The sequence below is a fragment of the Corynebacterium silvaticum genome (assembly GCF_002162115.2).
In the GTDB taxonomy this organism is placed as follows: domain Bacteria; phylum Actinomycetota; class Actinomycetes; order Mycobacteriales; family Mycobacteriaceae; genus Corynebacterium; species Corynebacterium silvaticum.
In genome coordinates, this window is record NZ_CP021417.2 from 855,927 (window position 1) to 882,264 (window position 26,338).

At 54.3% G+C, this 26,338-nt stretch carries 25 protein-coding genes, 3 pseudogenes and 1 riboswitch; of the genes and pseudogenes, 16 read left to right on the top strand and 12 right to left on the bottom strand.

Translation table 11 applies throughout. The features are described from left to right. Nucleotides 1–6 precede the first annotated feature (6 nt). The 10 genes from CBE74_RS16525 to ppk2 all read left to right on the top strand — a co-directional run bounded on the left by CBE74_RS16525 (nt 7) and on the right by ppk2 (nt 6,571). Nucleotides 7–966, top strand: a complete 960-nt coding sequence (locus tag CBE74_RS16525) for a 4-(cytidine 5'-diphospho)-2-C-methyl-D-erythritol kinase (protein ID WP_087453661.1) — start codon at nt 7–9, stop codon at nt 964–966. Nucleotides 967–979: 13 nt separating this feature from the next. Next, nucleotides 980–2,794: an ABC-F family ATP-binding cassette domain-containing protein gene (locus tag CBE74_RS16530; protein ID WP_087453662.1), complete on the top strand. Its 1,815-nt coding sequence runs from the start codon at nt 980–982 to the stop codon at nt 2,792–2,794. Nucleotides 2,795–2,842: 48 nt separating this feature from the next. Further along, nucleotides 2,843–3,166 (top strand): putative quinol monooxygenase, encoded by a 324-nt coding sequence (locus CBE74_RS16535; RefSeq protein WP_087453663.1) that lies wholly within the window; start codon nt 2,843–2,845, stop codon nt 3,164–3,166. A 155-nt stretch (nt 3,167–3,321) separates the two neighbouring features. Beyond that, nucleotides 3,322–3,693, top strand: coding sequence for a hypothetical protein (locus tag CBE74_RS16540; protein WP_259484482.1), 372 nt, complete (start codon nt 3,322–3,324; stop codon nt 3,691–3,693). Between the two features lie 230 nt (nt 3,694–3,923). Then, a complete protein-coding gene (locus tag CBE74_RS16545; RefSeq protein ID WP_225870113.1) occupies nt 3,924–4,250 on the top strand; it encodes an RNA polymerase sigma factor in 327 nt (108 codons plus the stop codon). Next, nucleotides 4,208–4,438, top strand: coding sequence for an RNA polymerase sigma factor (locus tag CBE74_RS16550; protein WP_225870114.1), 231 nt, complete (start codon nt 4,208–4,210; stop codon nt 4,436–4,438). The genes CBE74_RS16545 and CBE74_RS16550 overlap by 43 nt, the downstream gene beginning before the upstream one ends. Then, nucleotides 4,422–5,099, top strand: a complete 678-nt coding sequence (locus CBE74_RS16555; RefSeq protein ID WP_225871142.1) for a hypothetical protein — start codon at nt 4,422–4,424, stop codon at nt 5,097–5,099. The genes CBE74_RS16550 and CBE74_RS16555 overlap by 17 nt, the downstream gene beginning before the upstream one ends. Further along, nucleotides 5,083–5,385, top strand: coding sequence for a hypothetical protein (locus CBE74_RS16560; RefSeq protein ID WP_225871141.1), 303 nt, complete (start codon nt 5,083–5,085; stop codon nt 5,383–5,385). The genes CBE74_RS16555 and CBE74_RS16560 overlap by 17 nt, the downstream gene beginning before the upstream one ends. 121 nt (nt 5,386–5,506) lie before the next feature. Then, nucleotides 5,507–5,662: a hypothetical protein gene (locus CBE74_RS16565; protein WP_225870116.1), complete on the top strand. Its 156-nt coding sequence runs from the start codon at nt 5,507–5,509 to the stop codon at nt 5,660–5,662. Nucleotides 5,663–5,707: 45 nt separating this feature from the next. Further along, nucleotides 5,708–6,571, top strand: a complete 864-nt coding sequence (gene ppk2 / locus CBE74_RS16570; RefSeq protein ID WP_087453665.1) for a polyphosphate kinase 2 — start codon at nt 5,708–5,710, stop codon at nt 6,569–6,571. 84 nt (nt 6,572–6,655) lie between these two features. Here the strand turns inward: ppk2 and CBE74_RS16575 are convergent, their stop codons facing one another. Both CBE74_RS16575 and CBE74_RS16580 read right to left on the bottom strand, forming a co-directional pair. Next, nucleotides 6,656–7,366 carry a nicotinamide mononucleotide transporter family protein gene (locus CBE74_RS16575; protein ID WP_087453666.1) on the bottom strand — a complete coding sequence of 237 codons (711 nt, stop codon included), beginning with the start codon at nt 7,364–7,366 and terminating at the stop codon, nt 6,656–6,658. Between the two features lie 27 nt (nt 7,367–7,393). Beyond that, the gene (locus CBE74_RS16580; protein WP_087453667.1) at nt 7,394–8,218 is read right to left on the bottom strand and encodes a Cof-type HAD-IIB family hydrolase; all 825 of its coding nucleotides are present in this window, start codon (nt 8,216–8,218) and stop codon (nt 7,394–7,396) included. Nucleotides 8,219–8,403: 185 nt separating this feature from the next. On the opposite strand from CBE74_RS16580, the gene CBE74_RS16585 reads away from it, so the two are divergent. Continuing rightward, nucleotides 8,404–9,474, top strand: a complete 1,071-nt coding sequence (locus CBE74_RS16585) for an enoyl-CoA hydratase/isomerase family protein (protein ID WP_087453668.1) — start codon at nt 8,404–8,406, stop codon at nt 9,472–9,474. Here the strand turns inward: CBE74_RS16585 and CBE74_RS16590 are convergent. After that, nucleotides 9,471–10,721: a DUF6882 domain-containing protein gene (locus CBE74_RS16590; protein WP_087453669.1), complete on the bottom strand. Its 1,251-nt coding sequence runs from the start codon at nt 10,719–10,721 to the stop codon at nt 9,471–9,473. The genes CBE74_RS16585 and CBE74_RS16590 overlap by 4 nt on opposite strands. A 349-nt stretch (nt 10,722–11,070) precedes the next feature. Further along, nucleotides 11,071–11,237: riboswitch (cobalamin riboswitch) on the top strand. Between the two features lie 552 nt (nt 11,238–11,789). Then, the gene (locus CBE74_RS16595; RefSeq protein ID WP_087453670.1) at nt 11,790–13,220 is read right to left on the bottom strand and encodes a glyceraldehyde-3-phosphate dehydrogenase; all 1,431 of its coding nucleotides are present in this window, start codon (nt 13,218–13,220) and stop codon (nt 11,790–11,792) included. A 282-nt stretch (nt 13,221–13,502) separates the two neighbouring features. Between CBE74_RS16595 and CBE74_RS16600 the strand changes: the two genes are divergently transcribed. From CBE74_RS16600 to pip, 3 genes and pseudogenes are all read left to right on the top strand, one after another. Continuing rightward, entirely contained in the window at nt 13,503–13,649 is a 147-nt protein-coding gene (locus CBE74_RS16600) for a hypothetical protein (RefSeq protein ID WP_171483248.1), read from the top strand. Between the two features lie 140 nt (nt 13,650–13,789). Beyond that, nucleotides 13,790–14,443 carry a hypothetical protein gene (locus tag CBE74_RS16605; RefSeq protein ID WP_087453672.1) on the top strand — a complete coding sequence of 218 codons (654 nt, stop codon included), beginning with the start codon at nt 13,790–13,792 and terminating at the stop codon, nt 14,441–14,443. Between the two features lie 78 nt (nt 14,444–14,521). Further along, a pseudogene (gene pip / locus CBE74_RS16610) lies at nt 14,522–15,541 on the top strand (prolyl aminopeptidase). Between the two features lie 61 nt (nt 15,542–15,602). Here pip and CBE74_RS16615 read toward each other — a convergent pair. The 3 genes from CBE74_RS16615 to pth (CBE74_RS16625) form a co-directional block, all read right to left on the bottom strand. Then, nucleotides 15,603–17,237 (bottom strand): peptide chain release factor 3, encoded by a 1,635-nt coding sequence (locus tag CBE74_RS16615; protein ID WP_087453673.1) that lies wholly within the window; start codon nt 17,235–17,237, stop codon nt 15,603–15,605. A gap of 100 nt (nt 17,238–17,337) precedes the next feature. Then, nucleotides 17,338–18,198: an SDR family NAD(P)-dependent oxidoreductase gene (locus CBE74_RS16620; protein ID WP_087453674.1), complete on the bottom strand. Its 861-nt coding sequence runs from the start codon at nt 18,196–18,198 to the stop codon at nt 17,338–17,340. Between the two features lie 13 nt (nt 18,199–18,211). Then, the gene (pth, locus tag CBE74_RS16625) at nt 18,212–18,859 is read right to left on the bottom strand and encodes an aminoacyl-tRNA hydrolase (protein ID WP_087453675.1); all 648 of its coding nucleotides are present in this window, start codon (nt 18,857–18,859) and stop codon (nt 18,212–18,214) included. An 80-nt stretch (nt 18,860–18,939) separates the two neighbouring features. Between pth (CBE74_RS16625) and CBE74_RS16630 the strand changes: the two are divergent. Further along, nucleotides 18,940–19,907 (top strand): annotated as a pseudogene (locus tag CBE74_RS16630) (NAD(P)H-dependent flavin oxidoreductase). A gap of 62 nt (nt 19,908–19,969) precedes the next feature. Further along, nucleotides 19,970–20,149, top strand: a complete 180-nt coding sequence (locus CBE74_RS24585; protein WP_013911127.1) for a hypothetical protein — start codon at nt 19,970–19,972, stop codon at nt 20,147–20,149. On the opposite strand, the gene pth (CBE74_RS16635) is transcribed toward CBE74_RS24585, so the two are convergent. The 5 genes and pseudogenes from pth (CBE74_RS16635) to glmU all read right to left on the bottom strand — a co-directional run bounded on the left by pth (CBE74_RS16635) (nt 20,127) and on the right by glmU (nt 26,078). Further along, nucleotides 20,127–20,687, bottom strand: a complete 561-nt coding sequence (gene pth / locus CBE74_RS16635) for an aminoacyl-tRNA hydrolase (protein ID WP_087453677.1) — start codon at nt 20,685–20,687, stop codon at nt 20,127–20,129. The genes CBE74_RS24585 and pth (CBE74_RS16635) overlap by 23 nt on opposite strands. Before the next feature lie 77 nt (nt 20,688–20,764). Next, nucleotides 20,765–21,382, bottom strand: a complete 618-nt coding sequence (locus CBE74_RS16640) for a 50S ribosomal protein L25/general stress protein Ctc (RefSeq protein WP_087453678.1) — start codon at nt 21,380–21,382, stop codon at nt 20,765–20,767. Nucleotides 21,383–21,649: 267 nt separating this feature from the next. After that, nucleotides 21,650–23,523, bottom strand: a pseudogene (gene pulA / locus CBE74_RS16645) (type I pullulanase). Nucleotides 23,524–23,622: 99 nt separating this feature from the next. After that, on the bottom strand, nt 23,623–24,603 hold the full coding sequence (locus CBE74_RS16650; protein ID WP_087453679.1) for a ribose-phosphate diphosphokinase: 981 nt from the start codon (nt 24,601–24,603) through the stop codon (nt 23,623–23,625). An 11-nt stretch (nt 24,604–24,614) separates the two neighbouring features. Continuing rightward, a complete protein-coding gene (glmU, locus tag CBE74_RS16655) occupies nt 24,615–26,078 on the bottom strand; it encodes a bifunctional UDP-N-acetylglucosamine diphosphorylase/glucosamine-1-phosphate N-acetyltransferase GlmU (RefSeq protein WP_087453680.1) in 1,464 nt (487 codons plus the stop codon). Nucleotides 26,079–26,338 lie beyond the last annotated feature (260 nt).

Below are 26,338 nucleotides of genomic sequence, written 5' to 3' on the forward strand. Positions count from 1 at the left end.
AAACCCATGGTAGAAGAGAATTCTGAGCTCACATACGGCAGGCGCATCACAGCGACAGCCCACTCAAAAGTGAACCTGCACCTTGGTGTGGGACCACTGCGCCACGATGGTTATCACGAGCTTGTCACCATTTTTCAATCCTTGAGCCTTAAAGACGAGCTGGAATGCGTAGAACTCCGAGGAACCGCTACCGATCAAACGCCCGGAATCGTAGCTGAGCTTGACGCTGGTGGAGCTGAAGGAGTTCCCACCGACGCCAGCAACCTTGCGTGGAAAGCTGCCAACATGGTCTATGCTTTCCATCGTTCTGGCGGCGGTCCGCCTCTTAACAAAGTACGGATGCATTTAAAAAAGGGGATTCCTACTGCTGGCGGTATGGCAGGTGGATCGGCCGACGCTGCTGCGGCGCTCCGGCTCATGCAGGAATACGTCACGGTAAAACCAACCGATAAGCAGCTACTTACTATGGCCAGCGCCTTAGGATCGGACGTTCCTTTTACTCTTTTAGGTGGCACACGACTAGGAACGGGGCGCGGAGAAAACCTGGTCCACGTCATGTCGCGAGGCCAGTACCATTGGGCGTTAGCTTTTTCCACGCAAGGCCTTAGCACCCCTGCGGTCTTTGCCAAGCTAGACCAGATGCAACGCACTCCGCATCTGTCCGTAGATGACTTGACTGCAGCGTTGATCAGCGGAGACCCGCATCATGTAGCCGAGCATCTGCACAACGATATGCAGCCCGCGGCACTCTCTCTTCAACCAGGTCTACGAAAAACCCTGGAGATAGGTAAAGCTTCAGGCGTATTGGCAGGGATTGTTTCTGGGTCTGGCCCCACCTGTGCCTTTCTTTGTCCAGATGCCCACAGCGCCGAGGACGTAGCTGCAGAGCTGCGCCTCGTAGGAGCATCCGCGACCGCAACCGGCCCGGCGTTAGGCGCAACCCTGTCCACCAAAACGAGCCCATAGGAAAAGGACACTAGTGGCAAACCTGATAAATCTGGAAAATGTCTCTAAATCGTTTGGACTTACCACTCTTCTCAAAGACGTGAGCCTGGGGATCCAAACCGGTGACCGCATCGGCGTTGTGGGCCTTAACGGTGGAGGAAAGACCACACTGCTGGAAGTGATCACCGGAATTGAGCCACCAGACTCCGGACGTGTGAGCCACAATTCCACTTTGCGCATGGCCGTGGTGACACAGCGGGCGGAGCTGGATCCTGAAAAAACCGTAGGCGATGTGGTTCTTGGCCCGTTGGGCCTCCAAACCTTTGAATGGGCGTCGAATGCTCAGGTGCGTGAAGTGCTCGGTGGGATTGGGGTCATCGATTTAGGCCTTGATACCCCAGTGGGGCAGCTATCAGGTGGCGAACGCCGCCGCGTGAATCTCGCAGCCGCACTCGTGCGTGACCTTGACCTCGTAGTGCTTGACGAGCCAACCAACCACCTGGACGTTGAGGGCGTTCAGTGGTTGGCAGAACATCTCCTTGCACGAAAGATAGCCATCGTCGTGGTCACCCACGACCGTTGGTTCCTGGACACCCTTGCTACTCAGACGTGGGAAGTGCATGACGGAACTGTCGATTCCTACGAGGGCGGATATAACGACTGGACCTTTGCGCGTGCAGAGCGTTCCCGCCAGGCTGATGCCATGGAGCAGCGCCGGCAGAGCCTTGCGCGGAAGGAGCTTGCCTGGCTGCGTCGAGGAGCCCCGGCGCGCACGTCAAAGCCGCGATACCGGATTGAAGCAGCTGAAGCCTTGATTGCTAACGTTCCTGAACTACGTAACAAGGTAGAGCTCATGGCGTTTGCTAAGCAGCGCCAAGGGAAAGTGGTTGTGGAGCTGGAAGATGCCACTATTGCGACGACTGATGGCAAAACCTTGGTGCAGGATCTCACATGGCGGCTCGAGCCGGGAGAACGCATCGGACTTGTGGGAGTCAACGGGTCGGGGAAGACCACCTTGTTGAGGGCGCTAGCCGGAGCCTATGAGCTCAGTGAAGGCAAACGCATCGAGGGACGCACGGTTCGGCTTGGTTGGTTGAAACAGGAGCTAGATGATCTGGACCCCACCCTGCGACTTCTCGACGCAGTGGAGGACGTAGCTTCTTATATCCAGCTGGGGAAGAAGGAGCTTTCCGCTTCTCAGCTGGCCGAGCGTCTTGGTTTTTCCGCTAAACGGCAACGAACGCCGGTGGGTGACCTTTCTGGTGGTGAACGCCGTCGTTTGCAGTTGACTCGGGTGCTCATGTCCGAGCCGAATCTCTTGCTTCTCGACGAGCCCACCAATGACTTGGACATCGACACGCTTCAGGAGCTTGAGTCGCTTCTTGATTCCTGGGCGGGCACTCTCGTGGTGATCTCTCACGATCGGTACCTTATTGAGCGCATTGCGGATTCCACGTGGGCGCTTTTTGGCGATGGAAAACTCACCAATCTCCCCGGTGGGATTGAGGAGTACTTGGAACGTCGTCAAGCTATGGCGGCTCGGGAGTCTCGCGGTGCTGTGGATCTGGGAAGCGCATCCGCTGGTTCTCAGGAAAATAAGGCCGCTCCTACGCGCACGTTGACCTCTCAGCAGGAACGGGAGATCAATAAGAAGATGGCGTCTGTTGAGCGGAAGATGTCCAAGCTTGATCCTCAGATTGAAAAGATCACAAACGCTATGGCGCTAGCCGCAGAAGCAGTGGATACTGCCAAGCTGACTGAGCTTGATTCCCAGCTGCGAGCACTCAATGAGCAGCGAGAAGAGCTGGAAATGGAGTGGATGGAGCTTGGCGAGCAGCTGGAAGCATAGTGCGGGACTTTCTGCAGACACGTGATCTGAGGGCTACACTGGGGCACCATGATTTTGATTAACGTGAAATTCCAGGTCCGCCCTGAATACGTGGATACTTTTCTTGATGAGATGCAGTGGTACACGGATGCGTGCCGTGCAGAAGAAGGAAACCTCTTTTTCGATTGGTTTAAAAACCCCGAGAAGGAAAATGAATTCTTGCTGGTAGAAGGCTTCAAAGATGGCACCGACGCTGCTCACGTGGAGTCAGATGCCTTTAAGAAGGCTTGTGAGGAGACCCCTAAGTGCCTCATTGAAACCCCGGACATTATCAATGTGCACATTGACGGCAAGACCGACTGGGACAAGATGGCGGAGTTCCGGGTGGAGTAGCCTGCGGCAGAAGCCTCCTGTTGAAGCGGTAGCTGTGGCTACCGCTTTTTTTAAAAAAAACTGCATTGCTGTGTAATGCACAGCCGGTTGGAGTCTACAAACATAGTAGATGCGGAAAAAGGCTTCCGCAGTATTCTGTGAATGGAGAACCCACTATGTCAAAAGCTTTCCTAGGTATTGCGCTTAGTGCTGTCGTTGTAGCAGGACTATCCGGAGGTGCACTTATCTATCACAACACACAAAACTCGACTGCGGACGCCGTTGCGTATATGGATGCGCCAGCCGTGACCGCAACTTTTCCCATCACCATCGATGGGTTGTTAAAGCCCAATAGCGAGATTATGATCGCAACTCCATGCCTTCCTGGCGACACAAAAGCAACGACTAAAACTTCTTTTGGCGTAGAGACACAACTTAGCCCAGCGGCTGATATGGGCCAGCTCATCGGATATATTACGGCGCCGAACGTTGAACGTTATCGGTCCGGGACCGGCGGAAGGCCATCACACGGTCACCGTGACCTGTGAATCTGGGGTAAGCAGTACTGCTACTTTTCCGGAATCCGGGAACGGTGCTTCAGTGACCCCAGTTGCTCTCTAGGAGAAAATGCCCGCGTTCTGTCAAGATGCATTGGAAAGCTTGTTTATACGGTGAAACGATCCGAGGAGTTCTTTTATCCCAGCTCGTACATACATGGGGTGGCACACGTGCGATCTCAGGGACACGGTGAAGTATTGCCGTGGCCTACGGAGATGACATGACTACGCAGTACAGGCGCGAGGCTTTTAGCGCGACGTATCGCAGCTGTTATTCCGCAGTGCTGTCTTATATACGGCGGAGGACAGACGGCGACAACGCAGAAGACCTGACTGCAGAAGTGTTTACGCGAGCCTGGAATCGGTGGGACAGCAGGAAAGGTGCGGACCTACCTTGGATGTATGGAATAGCACGCAACGTGGTCTTGGAGCACTATCGCGCACGTGATAAAATGCGGCGATTGAAAAAGCTGTGCAAGAAGTTTCCTCGGGCTTTTCTACACCGATGCACGAAGTCGATGCACGTTTTACTATCTGCGCGGCTCTAGAACGTTTGAACCTATCCGATCGCGAAATACTTGCGTTGCATGCGTGGGAAAATCTGGATCCTGCGGAAATAGCTCAAGTTCTGGGAATATCCGCTAACTCTGCTCGAGTCCGGCTGCACCGTGCCCGCCATCGACTTGCGAACCTTTTATACAGTACTTCTGGTAATTCTCATGGAGAGTGCTCATGACTCGCGATTTTCATCCCCGGGGTTTCCCCGACGAACAACTGGCTCGGCAGCTCTCGGATGCTTTGAAAAAGCAGATCCTGCGCCAGACCATGGCTATCAGGCGCTTTCAGAGGCAGAAAAGGCCACCGCAGAACACAACCTTGCTCGTATCATGCAATCTGAAGGCACCGTTGGCTCCAACGTGCGTGAACTATGGGGTAACAGACAACGCAGGTTTATTGCTGTGGCAGCCGCGGTCGTTCTGATCGCTGCCGGCGGTCTATTCCTGCCCAGCCTCATCGATACCCACCCGGCGCAGGCTTCTGCCGCAGAAGTTTTAAGAACAGCCGCGGTTAGCGCAGGACAACAGCCAGAAGCTGCAGCTGTAGCAGTGACTAGTAACGATTATTTGCGTCGAGTGGACAAGAACGATTCAGGGGAAGTTGTCACTCAGTATGAGGTAGCTCCGTCAGGGGAAGTCACCCCCACAGTCACGGTTAAGGGCACTATCGACGCCGCCCTCACCGCCATTGCAGATAATCCGGCCCCGGTGGTCTCACCGGAGAGTGTTAATACTCGTCCTCTTGAGTCGTTGATTCGAGAGACTTTTGGCAGTAGCGATGGAGACAAAGTTCGTGGTGCGTTATCCCTTTTGCTAGTTCCGGGTGTACATAGTCGTTAAGCAAAAACTTTATGAGTATTTGGCGGGTATTCCCGGTAACGAGCTCGCCCATGTTAAGTCTTCGCAGACCGGAGTGCGAGGCGACGATGAAATCGTATCGGTTATCAGAGAACACGATCAGCTGAGCTTTGACCTCCTACCGGCAACCGGTCAACTTGTTCGCGTCACTGGTTTATATGCGGGGGTGGAAACCACCGTTGATGCTGCCGGAATTCTTGATTGCGTTCGGGTGAGCGGTCTTGACGGCCCAGAACATCTGACGTTGAGCTGCGCCGACGGGAACTAACTACACGATCAATGATATTTCCTGGAATAAGTGGGGAGGAGAACAGGCGATAGGGCGCGGCACCGCGTGGGTTAATGATTGCAAAGAGACGTGTGCTGAAGGAAAGTTTCATAGTTTCCCTGTGACTCTCACTGTGCACGATAAGCGTCGGTGTGGCTACAACCTGGATGTTTATACAAAGCTGGATCTGGATTATGGAAAACAAGAATCAGCACCAGACAATGAGACTATTCCGATAACCTGCGCAGCAGATTTTATTAACCAGGAAGAACACTGATTTTTATTGCACACACTGTAGCCAGAGATCAGTATCCTGGATCACATGGCAAAAGAACGCGCAGAAGAGAAGACCACCAAAGCTCCCAGAAAACTCTCTAAGAAAGCCTACGAGAAAGAACTCAAAAAGCTGCAGGCTGAACTTGTAGATATGCAGCAATGGGTAGTGGAGACAGGCGCTCGCGTCGTAGTGATTATGGAGGGACGCGACGCCGCGGGTAAAGGATCTGCTATTAAGCGGATAACGCAATACCTGAATCCCCGCACATGCAGGATTGAGGCTCTTCCCGCGCCTAACTCGCGAGAACAAGGGCAATGGTATTTCCAGCGGTATGTAGAAAAGCTCCCCTCGGCTGGAGAAATCGTTATCTTTGATCGCTCATGGTACAACCGTGCTGGTGTGGAACGAGTTATGGGTTTTTGTGACTCACAGGAGTACCGTCGCTTTTTGCATCAAGCTCCCATCTTTGAGCGACTTCTTGTAGAAGACGGCATTATGCTGCGAAAATACTGGTTCTCCGTATCTGATGAGGAACAGATTAAGAGATTTGAATCGCGCCGTAGCGACCCACTGCGGCGATGGAAACTCTCGCCGATGGATCTGCAGTCCATCATGCGGTGGGAGGAATATTCGCGTGCCAAGGATGAGATGTTCATTCATACAGACATCCCCTCAGCGCCGTGGTACACCGTGGAATCAGAAGATAAAAAGCGCTCACGCATCAATGTGATCAGCCATCTTCTTTCCACTATTCCTTATGAAAAAATTGATCGACCGCTGCCCGATATTCCTCAACGTCCGCCGCAGGATAAAGACTATGTCCGGCCACCACGCTCCGACTTCCACTATGTCCCCGACGTAGCCGCGAAACTAGAAGAGAAAAAGACAAAGCGTAAAAAGAAGAAATAGTCTGCCTTTGTCTTTGCTAAGGCATTCGCGCTTATATCGCACCGACGGCAAGCTTCCACCAGCCGTCGGTGCTTTTTCATGGCACTAATGGATAGACGCGGGGCGGAACTGAACCTTGAGCCACACAAAGAATCCCCACAGGACAAAGGCCCCATAGACCAGATACAAGATGGCTGAAGGATAGTAGCCTGCAGCGAGTAGGAGAGGGACGCCCACAACATCGACCCCGATCCAGATAAGCCAGAATTCCGTCCAGCCGCGGGCCATCCCATACGTGGCCAGCATCGAGCCGGTGAAAATCCATGCATCGGCCCAGGGGCCCCAGGACCCAAGGGCGGTAAAGACCCACGCGAAGAAAACGGTGCCGACGACGGCTACCCCCACCATCTTCCAGCGCTCTTTGCTGCTCGCCCAACGCGGCTGAACAGCAGAAGACTCCTCGGCAGGTTCGCTCACAATGGAACGTGAGGGGTCTGTTTCGGTCGATTCACGCATGCCACGTTTTTTAGCCCGAGACCATTGCCACCACCCGTAAGTGCTCACTATGAGGAACATAATCTGGCGGCCAGCTTGCCCGTATAGGTCTAAGTTCTGTGGAGTGTGAAAGACTCCTCCCAAGAAGACCGTGAACAACAACAGATTGCCCACTATCCCAATTGGCCACGCCCAGACGACGCGTTTCATGCCCCCATATGCAGAAGCCAAGCCAAAGAGGTTACCGATGATCTCGCGCCAGAGAATGGGGACTCCGCCGATGATGAGGGTGGCGTCGAGAAGCTGTGATAGAGGGTTCATAGTAGGAGGAGGGTTCCTTGGTCTCGCCTAGGCGCTAGGGGTGCGGGCTTCCAGAGCATCGAGGATGCCCGATACCACGTGGATCACGCCCTCATCCGCATGGGAGGGGGCCACCGCATCGGAGATGCTTTTGATCGTTGGATGGGCGTTATCCATGGCGTATGAGGTGCCAGCTGCTTGTAATAGGTCAAGGTCGTTGAGGAAATCACCAAATGCGAGGGTATCGCTCATATGGGTGCCAGTAGCTTCCGCGAGGGCCTGTAAAGCGACTCCCTTGTTGGCCTCGGGGTTCATCACGTCAATCCAATGACGGCCAGAAACCACCACGTTGAGTTCTTGGGCTGCTGAGCGGATAAGCGGGGCTGCTATGGATTCCGCATCAGCCTCGGTAAAGATCGCCAGTTTAACTACGGTATCGTCAACATAAGAATGCAGGTCATCGACCTGTTCTAACCGTGCGTAGTAGCGGATGCTCTCAGCCAAAAACTGTTTGTGCTTTTTATGTTTATGCATAAAGGCGCCGTCGACGCGGCAGAGGATGAGTCCCCAGGGGAGATCCGTGGCATCCATCATTGCAATGACTGTGTGCGCCAGGTCCCGATCAATGGTGGTGACAGAAACAATGGACCCCTCGTGGTAGACAACGGTTCCATTTTCAGCGATCACGGAGAGCCGCTTGGAGCTGCGCTCAAATTGATTCAGAAGCGTATACAGTTGCCTCCCGCTTGCCGGAGCAAAAATTATCTCTTGCTCATGCATCCGTTCGAGGAGCGGCCAAAAAGACTCGGGAATTTCATGCTTGTGATTGAGCAGAGTTCCGTCCATGTCCGTGGCGATAATGCGAGGGGTCATCTGTTCCTTCTAGCGTTGTTGAACCGCATGACTGCGTCTTTGCGGGACTGCGGGCATACAACCCGCATAATGTGCGTTAATAGCCTACCACTGACTACGACCACACACATTGTCGCCGTCGGCCTGTAGCACCTGATCGGAAAAATCTGCTGCAATTATTTAAGTGATGTGCAACACTGGGGGTTATGAATGCAATGGACAGCACATACCGCAATCAGGAAGTAGTCAACGTCTACGTGGAAAACACCACGGGAATTATCGAGCTGAATCGGCCCAAAGCCCTGAACTCTTTGAACCAAGAAATGATTGATCGGATCGACCAGGCCCTAGACGCATGGTGGGATGATGATGCCGTCCATAGAGTTGTTGTGTATTCCACCTCAGAAAAGGCGTTTTGCGCTGGCGGTGACGTGCGCACCAGCAGGGAACAGATTCTCGCGGGCAAAGGGTGCGCAAGTGACCAGTTCTTCGCCGACGAATACGAAATGAATAACAACATTGCGTTGTTCCCCAAGCCCTATATTTCGCTTATCGACGGCGTAGCTATGGGCGGAGGACTCGGAGTATCCGTGCACGGCTCCCACCGCGTCATTAGCGAGAAAGCTTTTGCTGCGATGCCAGAGATGGCTATCGGATTTAACCCCGACGTGGGGGTTCCCTTTATGCTTCAGCGGATGACAGGCCTCAAGGGCTTTACCTCGCTGCCCCTAGCCAATTTCCTCGTCTTAACTGGCTGGCGCATGAGTACCGCAGACATGATGTGGGCAGGAGTGGCGACCGACTTTGTGCCAAGCGCTGCATTTGCTGAGTTCCGCGAAATGATAATCGCTGAATCCCTGGATGAAGCTCTGGAAGCTTTTTCCACAGACGCGCCGGGAGAATCGGAACTAGAAAAGCTCTACCCCAACATTGAGAAAACCTTTAACTTTGACACCTGGCCTGAAATTGAGCATGCCCTAGGCGCACACCCTGACCGGGTATTTGCTGTTCAGGTCGCTGAATTGCTCAAAGGGGCAAACCCGGAGTCGCTTGTAGCATCCACCCTTTTGATGCGAGCATCAGCACTGTGCTCAACATTGCGGGAAGAGCTCGACCACGAAGTCGCTTTGGGTGAGCACATGCGCGCAAACCCCAATTTCGCAGAAGGGGTCCGCGCGGTGCTGGTAGATAAAGATAGAGAGCCTCATTTTGACCCCAAGGACACAGCGGCTGTTGACCCGGAGCCTTTTGAAAGAATCCTTGGGCTCTTTGACTAGTTCACCCCGACGATAGCTCCATTGGCATTGAAAGATACTAGTACGCTTCCATCCGAACAGCTGAGACGAAGCGTGTAGCCATCAAACGCCGATGGGGCGATGCCGCGGAAATGCGCATAGGTGGCAATAGCCCTCTGGGTATTCACCATGGACGCCAGCGGACAGCAGAGAGTGGCTGCGATAGAAGCTTTTGTTGCAGCTGGCAATTGGAGCCGGGGCGACTGCAATAAAAGCATGACGCGGCGACCGTCCGGCAGGGAAGCCACCGCGTGGACCCACTCTCGGAGCACGGGTTTTGCCACAGACTCAAGCGCGAGTTCTTGGGCGCGGTGCAGCGGGATGGGTTGTCCTAATAGCTCGGGTATGCCGTTGTCCATCGCGAAAGCCTTGAGGCCTAGTGCTCGCGTTACACCGGGGGAGTGCATGAGCTGTTCATCGTTCCACGCCCATGTCCAGTTGTCATCTACTACAGCCAGAATCGTGGCCTCTGCGGTCGCTGATTCTCCATAAGCAGATTTGATGGTTGCAGTAGCCGTGTGGGGATCTACGGCCACATGCGCGTCGGGATAGGTTCCCTCAAATAAAAGCTGATGTTCTGCGGAAACTAACGCTGCATCTGATTGGACGTCGGAGAGCGAGAGATTCTTGCCGTTCCATTCGGGGCAGCTTACTGTGCCTCGGGCGATATCTATGCACGCGGTCTCCCCATCGGGGGAAGAGACCTCAAGATGGCCGGAATTCTCGTGAAAACTGAGCCCTCGCTGGGCGGCGTACGCCAGGACGGCTCTTCGGAGAGCATCTGGGTCAGCTGCAAGCAGGCTGCCTAGCCCCACGGTTAATGCTGCAGGCATGGATAGATGAGGGAGAACATCGCTGAGGATGACCACATCCAACGCGCCGTCGTCGAGAGGCACTAAATATGCCGGCCCATTTCCGTTGAGGGTTCGTGCAGCTGCAACAAGCTCGTCGCTTGCCGGTTGCGTGAGGGAAAGCTCCGGGATATCAAACGTGTATTCCTGAGCCCATCTCCACTCACGCTCAGAATCAATATGGGCAGCTAGCACGCCCTCATAAGTATGTAGCCCATGCCGGGTATGAAATTGGACTTGATAACCGGTGGGCGTGGCATTGAACTCGTATTCGTGTACGTATCCGAGTAGTTGAGTGAATGCCTCAGAAATTTCAGCTTGGGAAATAACGCCGTCGACGATCACATCGTTGAAATGTGTGGGGGCAGGTAAAAACATTCGCAACAACCTTTCAAGATAGGGAGACACAGTGATGGATACGCCAAGGTGAAGCGGGGCGTTGTGCTGTCGAGAGGGATACTTCACGGGTACACAAGGGAACTACAGTGATTCAATTCTCCGCGAAAGGTGAATGATCTTTAGCTCATCCTAGCGAACCTAAGAAAAACAGGTCCGGTCAGGTAATGAAACCACTGGGGCTTGCGTACTCATGGCAGGGTAATGCGTTTACATACAGGACGTAGGGGAGCAAGAACGAACAGAAGGCACATAAACATCGGTGGGCGCTTTTAGGTGTGGTTTCCCACGATTTTTTTAAAGTGGGTGCCCTTTGCGCGAAGCCTTGCTAGAGTGATGACTTAGCTGAAGCGATCGGGAATGCCGGTGAAAATCCGGCAGCGGACCCCGCCACTGTAACTGCACAAGAAAGCCTCGTGTTCTCACTGCGCTAAGCGGGAAGGGAACAGGAATAATGGCAGCAGTAGCCAGGAGACCGGCTTCAGCACATGTACATCAGGCTTGCGGGGATTCGAGCCCAGAGAGAAAGCAGTATGCAATTATGCGCTTTAGCGTGGTTTCTAAGGGATTGAACCGGATACGGTTCTCCCATCGATACAGTCCGCCGTGGGGACATAAGACTTTGTTGTCCGTTTCCTTATAGAACTTCCCTGGTACAAGGGGTAGCTGGTTTTAATCCCAGATGAGGTTTTGGGATATAAAGACGGCGTTCACCCGCTCCTACATTGTAGTAGGTTTCTTTTCCTAGAAGAAGGTGAAGGTCTCCCCGTAGTTGAGGTGTGGAAAGATGTCAGCTTTTCACACGTGGCACAATCTCGGCTAGGGGATCTTGGGCACCGATCTTCATTCACTCTTTTGGGAAATAACGCTATACATAGGGCAATGGGGTTGAGGGCATGTGTTCATGTCTCGCAGCAGTCCTCACTTCTCGCGTGGCCGTGGCAGTCTGCGCGTGTATTGCTTGTATAGGGGCGGGTGGCGCACCATATAATTGAAAAAGCTAAAGGTGCGGACTCCTCGAAGTCCGCACCTTTAGCGCTTGTGTGGGGCTTAAATCTGATCTGAAGGGATACGCTCTGGGAGAACCTTGGGGCGTGCACCAGCTACGTGCTCGACGATACGGATAACCTGGTTTGAATACCCGAACTCATTGTCGTACCAGACATAGAGCACAAGGTGCTTCCCATTCGCAATGGTGGCAAGGCCGTCGACGATGCCTGCATGGGTGCTGCCTACAAAGTCGGAAGATACGACTTCGGGGGAGTTGATATAGGAAATTTGCTGACGCAGATCCGAATGCAGCGCTACTTTGTCCATGAGCTCGTTGACCTCATCGCGCGAGGCTTCCTTCTCTAGGGTGAGGTTGAGCACCGCCATGGACACATCGGGGGTGGGAACGCGGATGGAGTTGCCGGTGAGCTTGCCTTCGAACTCAGGGAGAGCCTTTGACACTGCCTTTGCGGCTCCTGTTTCCGTTAACACCATGTTCAGGCCAGCAGCGCGCCCGCGACGAGCTCCCTTATGGAAGTTATCGATCAGATTTTGATCGTTAGTAAAGGAGTGCACGGTTTCTACGTGGCCGTTTTCGATGCCATAGTGATCGTTGATCACCTTGAGGGTAGGCGTGATCCCGTTGGTGGTGCAGGAAGCCGCGGTGACAATCTGATCAGAATCGGAAATGTCATTGTGGTTGATGCCATAAACAACGTTCTTGAGGTCACCCTTGCCTGGGGCGGTGAGGATGACTCGTTGGACACCTTTGGCGCTAAGGTGCTGGCTAAGACCTGCGCGATCACGCCAGACTCCGGTGTTGTCCACCACGATGGCGTTGTTGATGCCATAAGAGGTGTAATCGATGGTGGCAGGATCATTGGCATAGATCATCTTGATTGCGGTGCCGTTAGCCCAGATGACTTCATTGTCCTCATCAACCGTGATGGTGCCGTTGAATGCTCCGTGAACGGAATCGCGTCGTAGCAGGGAGGCGCGCTTGATGATATCGCCGTCGCCTTTTTTACGAACCACAATGGCGCGGAGTCGGACTCCGCCATGGGCGGCTTCGCGTGCGATAAGGATTCTGGCTAGGAGACGGCCAATCCGGCCAAAGCCGTAGAGCACTACGTCGGTAGGCTCCTGCCCGGATTCGGTTCCGATAACTGAAGCAAGCTCAGAGGAGAGGAATTGTTCCAGTTCGCCACCCTGTTCGCGATAAAGCACGGCGAGGCGGCCCAGATCGATTGAGGCGGTTCCCAGGTTCAGGCGTGCCACTGCTTCCAGGATTGGGAGAGTATCGGCGGGCGAAAGCTCTGTTTCTGTAGCTAGGCGTGAGTAGCGGTGTGCCTTGATGATGTCGATGTCGGTGACGTCGATAAGCAACCGGCCAAAGACGGAGACAACCACGTTGTTGTTGCGGTGTAGCTGCCCGATTAAGGGAAGCATCTTTTGTGCGGATTCGAGCTTATCGTTCCAGTCCTGTGCCATGGGAGGTAGAGCCTTAAGTAGTGTCGAAGTGTGAAATCGAGCGGCGACATTCAAAGCAGTCGCACACCCCCGCAATGTTAGTGAAAGAAGCGGGTAGGGCAGATATTTCCTGTGAACTTTCCCGCCAGTGGCACACCCTAATGGGGAATGTGGCTGTTGTTTCATGGAGACAGCTTTTGAAAATTAGTGCTATTTAAGGGTGGGGCTGGGATAGTGTGCGGCACATGTCGCTTAGTCAACGCCACAAGACTTTATATTTTCCGCCTTCTAGGTAGAGCTGCAGTGGCACAGGAACGGCCAGAAGGTGTTGCTGATCCATGGGCACTGCAGATAGCAGAGAATGTGAAAGACCTCCAAGAACCGATGAGCGCTCTTCCGGAGTTCTCTGCCGTGCAGATGTATGTGGTGATCACGGACTTTGGGGCGTAAAACAGGACCAACTCATGTGTGTCCTCAGCTTGTGGTTTGTAGTGACGCGTTGCGCAAGTTTGGCGGAAATCCGTACACTCGTTAAGGCTGTGATCAATGATCACGCTGTCAGTGATTTTTAAGACGAGGGAGTCTTCATCGTGTTGCACGCTGTGAGCTATGCTCTCATGGACTCCGTTAACGTTTTACTCATCGGAGTCATTGTTGCGGTGGCTCTACTGGTGCCTCGCGGGGGGCGCTACGGAAAAATAGTATCGCTTTTGATCCTGGGGGATTGGTTAGGCGTTTTTCTCCTTTCAATTCCCACGCTGGCGCTGTTTCACTCAATAGAAGATAAAGTCCGCGCTTTCATAGACTCGCCCGTGTTTGGTGTGATCTTGATAGTGACGGGCATCGCCGGAGCAATTCTTACCTGGCGCGGTGGCGATTCAGCTGGATTAGTGCAACGGTTACTCAAACCACTGCGCACACCAAGCGTGAAGACGATGGTGGTGGGGTTTGTCCTGGGAGTGGCGCAATCGATTACGTCGATTCCGTTTTTCACTGGTTTGGCGTATCTTGCCACCGGCGACTACAGCAAAACATTCAGCTACATCGCGTTGTTCCTCTATGCATCTCTTGCGCTGAGCTTTCCGTTTTTCTGCGCAGTAGGCGTGGGATTTGTGCGTGCGTTCCCAGAGAGCCCCTTGGGCAGGGCTTTTGAGTGGGCGCGGTGTAATAGCGACCGTGTAGCCCTGTGGGCTGGTTACCTGGTGGCCATCGCCCTGGTCCTCATGGGAGTTTCGCATCTATAGCGGGCTTGTCGACGCCCACCCCATAACACCAACTCCCCATCCTCCTCCTACGCAGCTTTCATAGCTAGGCTGTGAAGAATGACAACTCTTTATCCGGTAGCTGACCCGATTGGCGAATCATATATTGAACGCGACGGACAGCGCATTGCTTATACAGAATATGGAAACCCGCAGGGCATCCCAGCAGTCTTTATCCACGGCGGACCTGGTGGCGGAACAACAAAAGAGAACGCAGGATTTTTTGATCAAGATAAGTATCGGGTCATCTTGATCGACTAGCGCGGCTGCGGAAAATCCACGCCGCATATCGCAGATCCGGACACTGATCTAGAAGCAGCTTTGGCGATGAATATCACGCACAAGCTGGTCGAGGATATAGAGGCGATACGCCAGCAACTCGGAATAGATAAATGGCTGGTCTTTGGTGGTTCGTGGGGTTCTACCTTGTCCCTGAAATACACCCAAACGCATCCAGACCGCGTGCTCGCCGTGGTGCTTCGGGGGATCTTTATGCTGCGAAAGACTGAGTTGGATTGGTTCTATGACGGTGGTGCTGCGCACTTATTCCCCGACAAGTGGGAGCGGTACCTCTCCGTCATCCCAGAGAATAAAAAGCCTGCCGCAGATGATCTATCAGGAGCGACCCACCTCGCTGGTGTGGATTTGATCGCTGAATACCATAAGCTTCTCCATTCGAGCGATCGCACTGTAGCGCTTGAAGCTGCTCGTGCGTGGAGCGTCTGGGAGGGATCGACATCTTTCCTAGAGATTCGAGACACCCACGACCATGAGGATGAGCGCTTTGCCCTGGCATTTGCACGCATTGAGAATCATTATTTTGTGCACCAGGGATTTATGCGCGACGGTGAACTGCTAGAACCTGCCAATATCGAACGCATCCGGGACATCCCCGCGGTGATTGTTCAGGGGCGTTACGACGTTGTCTGCCCGCCCGTTACCGCATGGAATCTGTACCGGGCATGGCCAGAGGCGGAATTCCATTTCTCACCGACGTCCGGACACGCCGCGAGCGAAAAAGAAAATGTTGCCGCTCTTATAGCAGCAACGGATCGTTTTGCAGAGGAACTATCGAGGTAAACGCAAAAAGGCCGCAGTTCTCACAGGGACTGTGGCCTTTCTGTTTATCGTGAGTACGTGATTAGTCTGCGACCATGGGCAGAAGCTCGAACTCGGGGTGTTCCTTTTCTATGAAAGCGAGCTTCCATTTATCCCCAAAGAGAGCCACGAGCTCACCGTCTGTTCGCTGGAATACCTCCACGCCGCGCTGCTTGGAAAGCTCTGTTGCGGTTTCTGGTGTGGTGCGACGTGCAACGGAGTAGGGGATGGGATCTGAGATGGTCTCCACGTTGTATTCGTTTTCCATCCGGGCCATCATGACCTCAAACTGCATGGGTCCAACCGCAGCCATGACCGGGGCGGCATCGCCGCGGGCATCGTTTTTAAGGATCTGAACAACGCCCTCGGCGGCAAGCTGGTCCAACCCTTTGCGGAACTGCTTGTATTTTCCTAGAGACTTGGCCCTGAGGATACGGAAGTGTTCTGGGGCGAATTGCGGCATTGGCTGATATTGGACTTTCCGTCCCTCAAAGATCGTGTCACCGGGCGCCAAAGCACCAGCGTTCACCAGACCAACGATGTCACCAGGGTAGGCGGTTTCCACGGTGGAACGGGTTCGACCGAAAACCGTGAGTGCGTATTTCGTGGAAAAACTACGCCCCGATTGTGCATGGGTGACTTGCATACCGCGATCAAATTCACCAGATACGATGCGCATAAAAGCTAGGGAGTCGCGGTGGTTTTTGTCCATACCAGCCTGGACCTTGAAAACTACGCCGGAGAAGTCATCGGTGACGTCGCGTGACTCGTCGATCGCCGTCGTAGCATCGGAAACTGCTTTAGCGTCGGATGCTCGGCCACTAGGAGAAGGGGCGAGGCTACAAAGAGTGTCCAAGATTTGATGGACACCAAAGTTCAGCATCGCAGACGCAAAAATAAGCGGCGACGTAGTGCAATCGAGGAAGAGGTCCTGGTCGTGTATGGCCCCGTCTGCTGCAAGAAGTTCGGCTTCTTCCACTGCGGTTTCCCACGCAATCTCTTCGCGTTGTTCTGCTTCCTCCGGAGCATAGTGCTCCTCAGGCGCGATGGTGGAGCCGCCGGCCGTGCGTAGGAAGTGGATGTATTCTGCGGCTTCACCATCTGCGTTGATACGTGCAAGCCCACGGAAGTCTCCTGCATCTCCTACTGGCCAGAAGAGTGGGGTGGGTTGGAGGCCGATTTCGTTGACGATTTCGTCGACAAGCTCTAGTGGCGTGCGGCCCGGGCGGTCCCACTTGTTAATCACGGTGACAATGGGGAGGCCGCGGGCTTTACAGACGCGGAAGAGTTTGAGGGTTTGCGGCTCGAGGCCTTTGGCGGCGTCGATAAGCATAACTGCGGCATCGACGGCGGTGAGCACACGATATGTGTCCTCAGAAAAGTCTGCGTGACCGGGCGTATCCACCAGATTGATTACAAAAGGCTCGCCGGTGTGTCCCTCGGGAGCGTACTCAAATTGCAATGCCGAGGAGGCGATGGAGATGCCGCGGTCTTTCTCCATATCCATCCAGTCGGAGACGGTCGCCTTCCTACCGGCTTTGCCATGTACAGCACCAGCCTCTGCAATGACGTGCGCATGCAGTGCGAGGGCCTCCGTCAGCGTGGACTTACCTGCGTCTGGGTGGGCGATGACTGCAAAAGTTCGGCGACGTGATGCTTCGCTGGAAAGAGTACTCATGGTTGATAAGGATAATCGCCTTGGCGCAATGTCCCGAATTTACCCGACTCCTCCTACTCGCGGACGCCAGTGTGGAGTAGACAGGGGACTCGGCGAAAGGCTACTTAGTGTCCACCGGCTGGCCAAAATGGATGCCGAGCATGGACTCCGTGCGTGCAAAAAGGGTGTCTGCGGCTCTATGCGAACGCGCCAGCGGATTGACCACACCAGGTCGGAGTTTGTCGTTGTAATAGACGCCTGATTGCCACGTGATAGTGGGGGTGCCGTCGATAAAGTACGCCAGATTTTTTCCACCTTGTTCCGCAGAAATGCTCAATCTACTTCTACTCGCCAGGGGGTTCTTGTAGAAGCGGCTGAGGAAGCCATGGGATTCTTGTGCGAAGTTGGTGAGCACCACGCCTGGGTGGAATGAGACCGCGCTGATTCCGCGATGCTGAAATTTGTGATGCAGCGACCGCGCAAACAACAAGTCTGCAAGCTTGCTGGTTCCATAAGCGCGGTTTGTTTTGTAGTTTTTGACCCCCATCAGGTCATCAAAATCCAGGCGGCCAAAGAGCACATTGGCCAGGCTAGAGGTCATAATAATGCGGGCGTTTGACTTCTCAAGGAGGGGGAACAGCTCGTGGGTGAGCAGAAACGGTGCGAGGTAGTTGATCTGGAACGTTTGCTCAAAACCGTCTTCCGTGATGATGGGGCCATCGAAGATACCGCCAGCATTATTGGCAAGTACATCGATGCGATCGCAGGCGGCTAAGAGATCCTGAGCTAATCGACGTACATCGGTGAGCGAGGAATGATCCGCGCAGAAAAACTCAGCCCCGACAGCTTCCGCTATAGCTGCTGTTTTCTGAGGATTCCTTCCTACTAACACCAATCTATCGTCTGGGTGCTGCGCAGCTAGTAACCGTGCAGCAGCTGCACCGATTCCATCACTTGCACCGGTAATTACGATTGTTCGCATGTTTTTAGCTTAGCTATGCGGAGTGAATTGTGTGTTGTGCCTGTGCGATTCCTGCAGTCACAACAAGCCGCACCGCTTCCGCAGACCGTGAGATCATGGTGTCAAGAGCCTCATCGTGCTCAACATCGCCGAGGACATAATCCGGCACAGACATCCCCTTTGGAGGACGCGAAATACCCATGCGTATCCGCAGGTAATCGCGGGTATTTAACAATGCACTGCTCGATTTAAGGCCATTGTGTCCGTTTTCATTTCCGCCCTTTTTGATGCGAACAGTACCGTGGGGAAGGTCTAATTCATCATGCAGGATAATGATGTGATCGGCGGCAATGCCATATTCTTCTGCGATAGGGGCGATAGCTTCCCCGGAGTTGTTCATGTAGGTGGTGGAACGCAGCACCGCGATCTCATGCTGGCCGACCCTAAGACGCGCCTCCGCCACAGGTAGGCCTCGCCGCTGGGTGAGCGGGGCACCATCGAGTAGCGCGTCGACAGCCATATATCCCACGTTGTGTCGATTCCTGGCGTACGCGTTGCCCGGGTTACCAAGTCCGATCACGATCCATTCGGGAGTCGGACGATCAGCAGCTGCATCTGTGTGCGGCTGGTTGACCGACTTTTTGGGTGCGAAGATACGCTGCAAAAATTCTCTAAACGTCATACATTTCGTCTTTCCACTAGCATGCGACTATGACGTCGCGGATTCTGGAAAAGCTTAGCTGCCCTATCATCGGTGCTCCAATGGCAGGTGGCCCATCGACTCCCGCGCTTGCTGCCGCTATTTCTGGCAGCGGGGGATTAGGGTTTTGGCCTCAGGAAACAAAGATGTCGCGTTACTCGTACAAGACATGCAAGAATGCGCCCAGCTGACGGCGGGACAACCCTATGGGGTTAATTTTTTCTACCCGCAGCCTCATCACACCGATCCTGATGTGCTCGATCGTGTTCACCGGCTCGTGGAAAAAGAATGTGCCGCCGTGGGAGTGGATCAACCGCCTATGCCTACGGTTGATTATTCAAATGACTTCCATACAAAGTGTGAGGCAGTCTTTACTGCGTGCACGCAAGGGTACGGGCCCAACGTAGTGTCTAGCTCCTTTGGGTGTTTTTCTACGGAAGAAATAGGGCAGTTCCATAGCGTGGGCGTGGAAGCGTGGGCATCAGTAACCAGCGTGAGAGAAGCAGAAGAGGCTCTTTCGCGCGGCGTTGACGCCCTTGTTGTGCAGGGACATGAGGCAGGGGGACATCGCCTGACAGGGGATGCTTGCGAAACACCGAATCTTTTCTCCACCGCAGAACTGTGTTCTGTGCTCCATACGCAGCATCCCGATGCGGTGCTGATCGCAGCGGGTGGAATCAGAACACCAGAAGACGTAAAAGCCGCTTTGTCTTTGGGTGCTAGCGCGGTGAGTTGTGGTTCGGCCTTTCTCCTTTCCCGTGAGGCAGGAACAAGCAGGGCACATAGAGCGATGATAAGCGCAGGTGGGCAAACACTGAGTAGTAGGGCTTTTTCTGGGCGGGTGGCGCGCGGGATCGCAACGAAGTTTTCCCTTTCCCACCCGGACCTTCCTTGTTCCTACCCAGAGCTTGGCGTCATGATGGCTCCGCTACGGGCTAAAAAGGGCTATGAGTATTGTCTTGTCGGCGAGCGCACTGAGCTGATTCGCTTGGGGACAGCCCAAGAAATACTGGATTATCTCACGGAGTAAGCAGGCCTTCTCTTTCGCGCCGTGTACTTAGGAAAGGGTTAGCTCTTATATAGTGGTCGATTATGGGCATGGACAAAATTAGAAAAGCCGCGCGTAAAGGCAAACACAAGAAAAAGTGTTGCCGAGACAACCCGCGCTGCAAAACCTGCGCGGTAGTGCTCAAGCGACTGGATAAACAGGGGGCCTTTGAGCTAGACGACGCAGCCCTGGCCAAAGCGCTTAAGAAAGCCCGCCGTTGGTGATAATCCGCTCGACTTCGTCTGCCGCGTCGGCGCAAGCAATAGGAATTTCCACCAGTTCCTTCTTGCTAAAAGGCTTGAGAACAAATGCTTTGGGTTCCATGCGTCCGGGCGGACGGCCGATTCCTATTCCCACCCGGATGTAGTCTTTAGTGCCCAATGCTTGGGTAATGGAACGCAAACCATTATGCCCATGGTCGCCTCCGCCACGTTTTGCTTTGATCTCGCTGAAGTCGAGCTCGAGATCGTCGAAAAGCACTATCACATGAGACGGGGGGATATTGAAAAAATTCGCGATTGAGCGCACCGGCCCGCCGGAGAGATTCATAAAGCTGCGCGGGGTGGCAAGGATGACTTTTGTAGTACCGATCCTGGTCTCAGCTGCCATCATGTTGGTTTTTTTATGTGCGCTGAGCTTTGTTGGCATAGGAGAGGTTCGAGTAAGCATCTCATCGATTGCCATATAACCGATGTTGTGGCGGGTTGTTGCGTATTGAGGGCCGGGATTGCCGAGGCCAACGATGAGAAAAGGCGAAGTCACAGTTTTCTATTGTGACAGCAAAAAGCCAGCCCACAAAAATGTGAGCTGGCTTCCTAGGTATGTAAAACGAAAAAGGTTTACTCTTCGCCCTCAGCCTCTGCGGACTCAGCAGCTTCGCCTTCTGCGGACTCCTCAGCCTCTTCAGCAACCTCTTCGAAGGAAACGGTTGCAATAACGAACTCAGGATCAGCAACCAAGGTGGTGTTTGCTGGGAGGGAAAGGTCGCCAGCAAGAACCTTTGCGTCAGCCTCAAGGCCCTTAACGGAGAAAGCAATCTCTTCAGGGATGGAGAGAACATCGGCCTCAACGAGAACAGTGTCAGCATCCTGGATCAGGGTGGTGCCCGGTGCGGTCTCGCCCTGGAGTGCGACAGGAACCTCAACCTCAACCTTCTCGCCACGCTTGATGGCTAGGAGGTCGACGTGATCGGCGTTCAGGGTCAGAACGTTCTGATCAACGTGCTTAACCATGGTGAGGTGCTTCTCGCCCTCGATGTCCAGATCGAGAACAGCGTTGGAGCCGTGTGCGCGAAGAAGTGCGTGCAGCTCAAGGATGTCCACGGAGAAGTGGATGGGTGCCTCGATGTCAGCGCCGTAGATAACGCCAGGAACCTGACCAGCAGCGCGCAGACGGCGAGCAAAGCCCTTGCCGAACTCGGTACGTGGCTGAGCTGAGATGGTTGGGTAGTTAGCCATGAAATTCTCCTTGAATGTTTATTAAGGTGAAAACTTCGGCCGCACCAAAAGAAAATGGCCTGCGGCCGACTCGAATGTCTTGGTCGAGTCTTCGCAGGCTTAAATAAGCTTTAAAAACAATCGCGTCGATAACGGCTCCTTACAAGGCGCCCTCGCCGAGACTCAGCCACAGTACCACTTATGAGGTCGCGGAATCAAGCTGGAAAATGCACGTGATCAGCATGACTGATGCAACTGGGATGGGTGGCTAGGCGGCTTATACGCTCTCTAGTCCACGATTCGCCAGATACTCACACTCAAAGGCGCAACATTAAGTTTTCCCTCGCTTATTACAACAGGAGGGTTTTCTCCCGCGTAATGATGTCGCGCAAAGATCTCCTCGTAGTTACCAGGATCAACTGGCGCGTGGAATTCTGTGTTGGCAAAGTTGATAGCGACTAGGAAGGAGGTTTCGGCAGTGCCGGACGCTTCCACCGTATACACCAACTGACGAGGGGTAATAACCGTGGCCACGGTGGTATGCCGGATCTCCTCGAAAGAGTTGCGTCGCATAAAACCGTGGTCGTTACGCATAGCTATGAGCTCGCGGAGCAGATCGACAGATCTGTGCAGGCGCCCCGCGCGGTCATAATCAAACTGGTTGATGTGGTCTGGGGATGCGTAGGAATTTTCGTCGCCATGCTTGGTGCGGGCAAACTCTTGTCCTGCGTGGATGAGGACGATGCCCGCGGCAAGGAACTGTATTTCCATGGCTAACTGGCACCGCTGAATCAGTTCGGCTTCTTCTGCCTCTGGTAATGCGATGCGGAGGCGATCAAACAGCGTGTGGTTATCGTGCGCCTCAACGTAGGCAACCGATTGCTCTGGTGCGGTAAAAGAGATTCCCGGTAAGTGCTGGCCACCTTTGATGTTGTTAAAGAGCGTCCACATGAGTTGGGGGTCGTGGGATCCGGTAAGAAGACCGGGGCGTTCTTCTCCAAAGGTGCTGCCCTTGAGGGTGTCGCGGAGGGACTCATTAAAGTGCGCAATCCTTGGCATATGCTCTGCGTTGCCCTGGTGGGCAGGAAGAACTCCCTCGGGATGGGTCCTCATGGGCCAGCCTTCTCCCACGATGATGATGGAGGGGTCGATACTATCCAGGCGCTCGCGCACCAGATTCATCGTTTCTACATCGTGGATTCCCATGAGATCAAAGCGGAAACCATCGAGTGCGAATTCCTTGGCCCAGTATTCAACAGAGTCAAGAAGGAACTTTCGCATCATAGGTTCCTCGGAGGCGGTTTCATTTCCACAGAAAGTACCGTCGTAGAAGGTTCCCTCTGGAGTCATTCGGAAATATCGGCCGGGGGCTGTGCGCTCCAAGGGCGAAGACGATGTGGAGTAGACGTGGTTGTACACCACATCCATAATCACGCGTAACCCGGCGGTGTGGAGGGCGTCGATAGTGCGTTTAAGCTCGGTGATTCTGCAGGCAGGGTCTGCGGGGTCAGTGGAGTATGAGCCCTCGGGAACGTTGTAATTTAGCGGGTCGTAGCCCCAGTTGTACTGGGCATCAAAGCTAAGATCGCCGGTTTCATCGATCGACTCGAAATCAAAAATTGGCAGCAGCTGTACGTGGGTCACTCCCAAGGATCGCAGATAATCAAGGCCGCTGCGGTTGCCCAACGCTGTGCGTGTGCCAGGCTCCGCGAGCCCTAAAAAAGTTCCTTTGTGCGTGATTCCGTTGTCTTGGCTGATAGTGAGGTCACGAATGTGTGCCTCGTAGATGACGGCATCCAGCGGGGAGCTAAAAGCAGGCATTCGTCGCAACGGAGTTCCGGGGGAAAGAAAACACCCTGGTTGCCGTTTGCGGTGACTGCCCGGGCATAGGGATCAACAGATTCGACGAACTTACCCTCATCAAACTCAAGGCGATACATGTAGACCGCGTTCTCGCAGTCTCCCGCAACGCTGGTTTCCCATGTGCCTTTGCTTATCGACGCCATCGCTATGCGCTGACTATCCGATTCCCGGTTAAGAATCAGATCTACCTTGTGAGCTGAGGGAGCCCACACTCGGAAGGTGGTGGCCGTCGGGGTGTAGAGGGCGCCAAGCGGCCCGTCGTATGTATCAGAGGCTGGTGAGGGGAGAGAATCGTGCATCAGGAATCCAACGAAAATCAGGAGGGGAGAAAGCGTAAAGGGTGATGGGCATGGCTAAGGCCCGGTACACGAGGCCGCGTACCGGGCCTTGACGTAGTTTTAGGCTTCGCCCTCAAACAGGGTGGTTACGGAGCCGTTTTCAAAGATCTCATGGATCGTCTTTGCCAAGAGGGGGGCAATGGACAAAACCGTGAGGTTGTCCCAGCCCTCATCGGACTGAGGCAGAGTATCAGTGGTGATCACTTCTTTTGCACCGCACTGGGAGAGGCGCTCGCGGGCAGGGCCGGAGAACACACCGTGGGTACAAGCGATGATGACGTCTTCAGCACCGGCATCGCGGAGAACTACAACGGCGCCGGCGATGGTTCCGCCGGTATCGATCATGTCATCGAGCAAGATCGCAGTCTTGCCCTTCACATCGCCAACCACGCGGTTAGCCACAACCTGGTTGGCCACATCCACGGAACGAGTCTTGTGAACGAAGGCGAGGGGGGCGTCGCCAAGCGTATTAGCCCACTTTTCTGCGACCTTCACACGGCCGGCATCGGGGGAAACAACCACGACGTTTTCTAGGTCGTACTTACCCTTGATGTAATCGGTCAGGATCGGCATAGCGTGCATGTGATCGACGGGGCCGTCGAAGAAGCCCTGGATCTGATCGGTGTGGAGATCGACTGCAACGATGCGGTCAGCGCCAGCAGTGCGCAGCAAGTCTGCGACCAAGCGAGCAGAAATCGGCTCGCGGCCACGGTGCTTCTTATCCTGACGAGCATAAGGATAGAAGGGGAGAATTGCGGTGATGCGCTTTGCGGAGCCGCGCTTGAGCGCATCAATCATGATGAGCTGTTCCATGAGCCACTTGTTGAGCGGCTGTGCGTGGGACTGCAAAACAAAGGCATCGCATCCACGGACGGATTCCTCAAAACGGACGAAGATCTCGCCGTTAGCAAAGTCGCGGGCTGTTGTCGGGGTGGTGCTGATACCTAGTTCATTAGCGACGGCGTCGGCAAGAGCAGGGTGGGCGCGACCAGTGAACAGCATCAAATTCTTCTGGTTTGCGGTCCAGTTGTGCGAAGTCATGGGGTTTTCGCTTAACCTTCCTTGGATTGGTGGTCAGATGCCTTACGGGCGGCTTCAGCTGCGGGAGTTCCTGGGCGCCTCTTCTCCACCCATCCCTCAATATTGCGCTGCTTGCCTCCGGAGACAGCAAGAGCTCCCGGAGGAACGTCTTCCCTGATTACTGTACCTGCTCCAGAGTACGCACCATCACCGACCGTCACTGGAGCGATAAACATCGTGTCAGAACCCGTTCTGACGTGGGAACCTATGGTCGTGTGGTGTTTTTCCACTCCGTCATAGTTAACAAACACGCTTGAGGCTCCGATGTTGGAATATTCGCCTACTGTGGCGTCGCCGATATAGGACAAATGAGGCACTTTGGAGCCACGGCCAATCTGAGCATTCTTGGCTTCCACGAATCCACCCAATTTACCCTCTTCGCCGACGATGGTTCCGGGGCGGATATAGGTGAAGGGGCCAACAGAAGCACGCGCCTTAATCTCTGAATCCATAGCGTGAGTTCGTATGACGTGAGCGCCTTCTCCCACCACCATGTTGATGAGGGTGCTATCCGGGCCCACCTCCACGTTGTCAGCGATTGTGGTGGTGCCGCGCAGCTGAGTGCCTGGGTAGATGGTGACATCTTTGCCTACCGTCACGTCTACGTCGATCCAGGTGGTGGCGGGATCAATGATGGTAGCGCCACCGCGCATGGCTGCTTCTACTGTGCGAGCGTTGAGCTTTTGAGCGGCCTTAGCAAGCTGTACCCGGTCGTTGACTCCGCCGAGCTCGTGAGGGTCTGCCACCGGGTAGGCCCGGACGGTGTGTCCCTCGCTTCTTGCAATGCCGAGGACGTCGGTCAAGTACAGCTCGCCTTGCGCGTTGTCCGTGTCCAGCTGCGTCAAACTATGCGCGAGGATGCGGGCGTCGAATGCAAAAACACCCGAGTTGACCTCTTGGATACTGAGGGTCTTACTATCAGCATCTTTTTGCTCGACGATGGCTGCAACAGAGTGCGACTCGTCGCGGACAATACGGCCATAACCGGTGGGATCATCCAAACGCATCGTGAGCACCGTGACCGTGGTGGGTGCCTCGCGGTGGAACTCCGCTAGTTCAGAAAGGGTTTCTGGGCGTAGCAGGGGAACATCGGCATTAGTGACCAGAATGGTGCCCGAGAAATCTTTGAGCTGATCCATGGCACACTGCACGGCGTGTCCAGTGCCCTTTTGCTCCTCCTGGACCGCGATGCTGATCTCTCGGCCTAATTCCGATGCAACATGCTCTACCGCAGGGGCAACTTGGTCTCTCCCGTGACCAACGACAGCGACGATGCGTTCAGGGGAGACCCCCGCTGCCGCATGCAAGGAGTGGGAAAGCAACGATCGTCCGCCGATCGAATGCAGAGTTTTCTGCAGCTCAGATTTCATTCGGGTGCCGGCCCCAGCCGCTAAGACGACTACCGCCACCGCCTCGGCAGGTGTAGGTGTGCTCACAGGTGCACGTTCTCCTTGATCGATCACATTGAGTATTACGTGTAAAGAGTCTACTTGCTCATCTTGCCAGCACAACGTTTTCGCCGCTAACGGATATGTGATGCAGAAGCACCAAGGACAGAAAAGAACAAAAGATTAGGTCGGCGGTGGACAGGGGAGTTCCACCACCGAAGTCCCCTCACCGTTTCTGCATCACCAACAGATGGCTGCCCTGCGACGCAGTGGTGCAAACAGCTACGATGAAATGCTGAGCTTCCTCA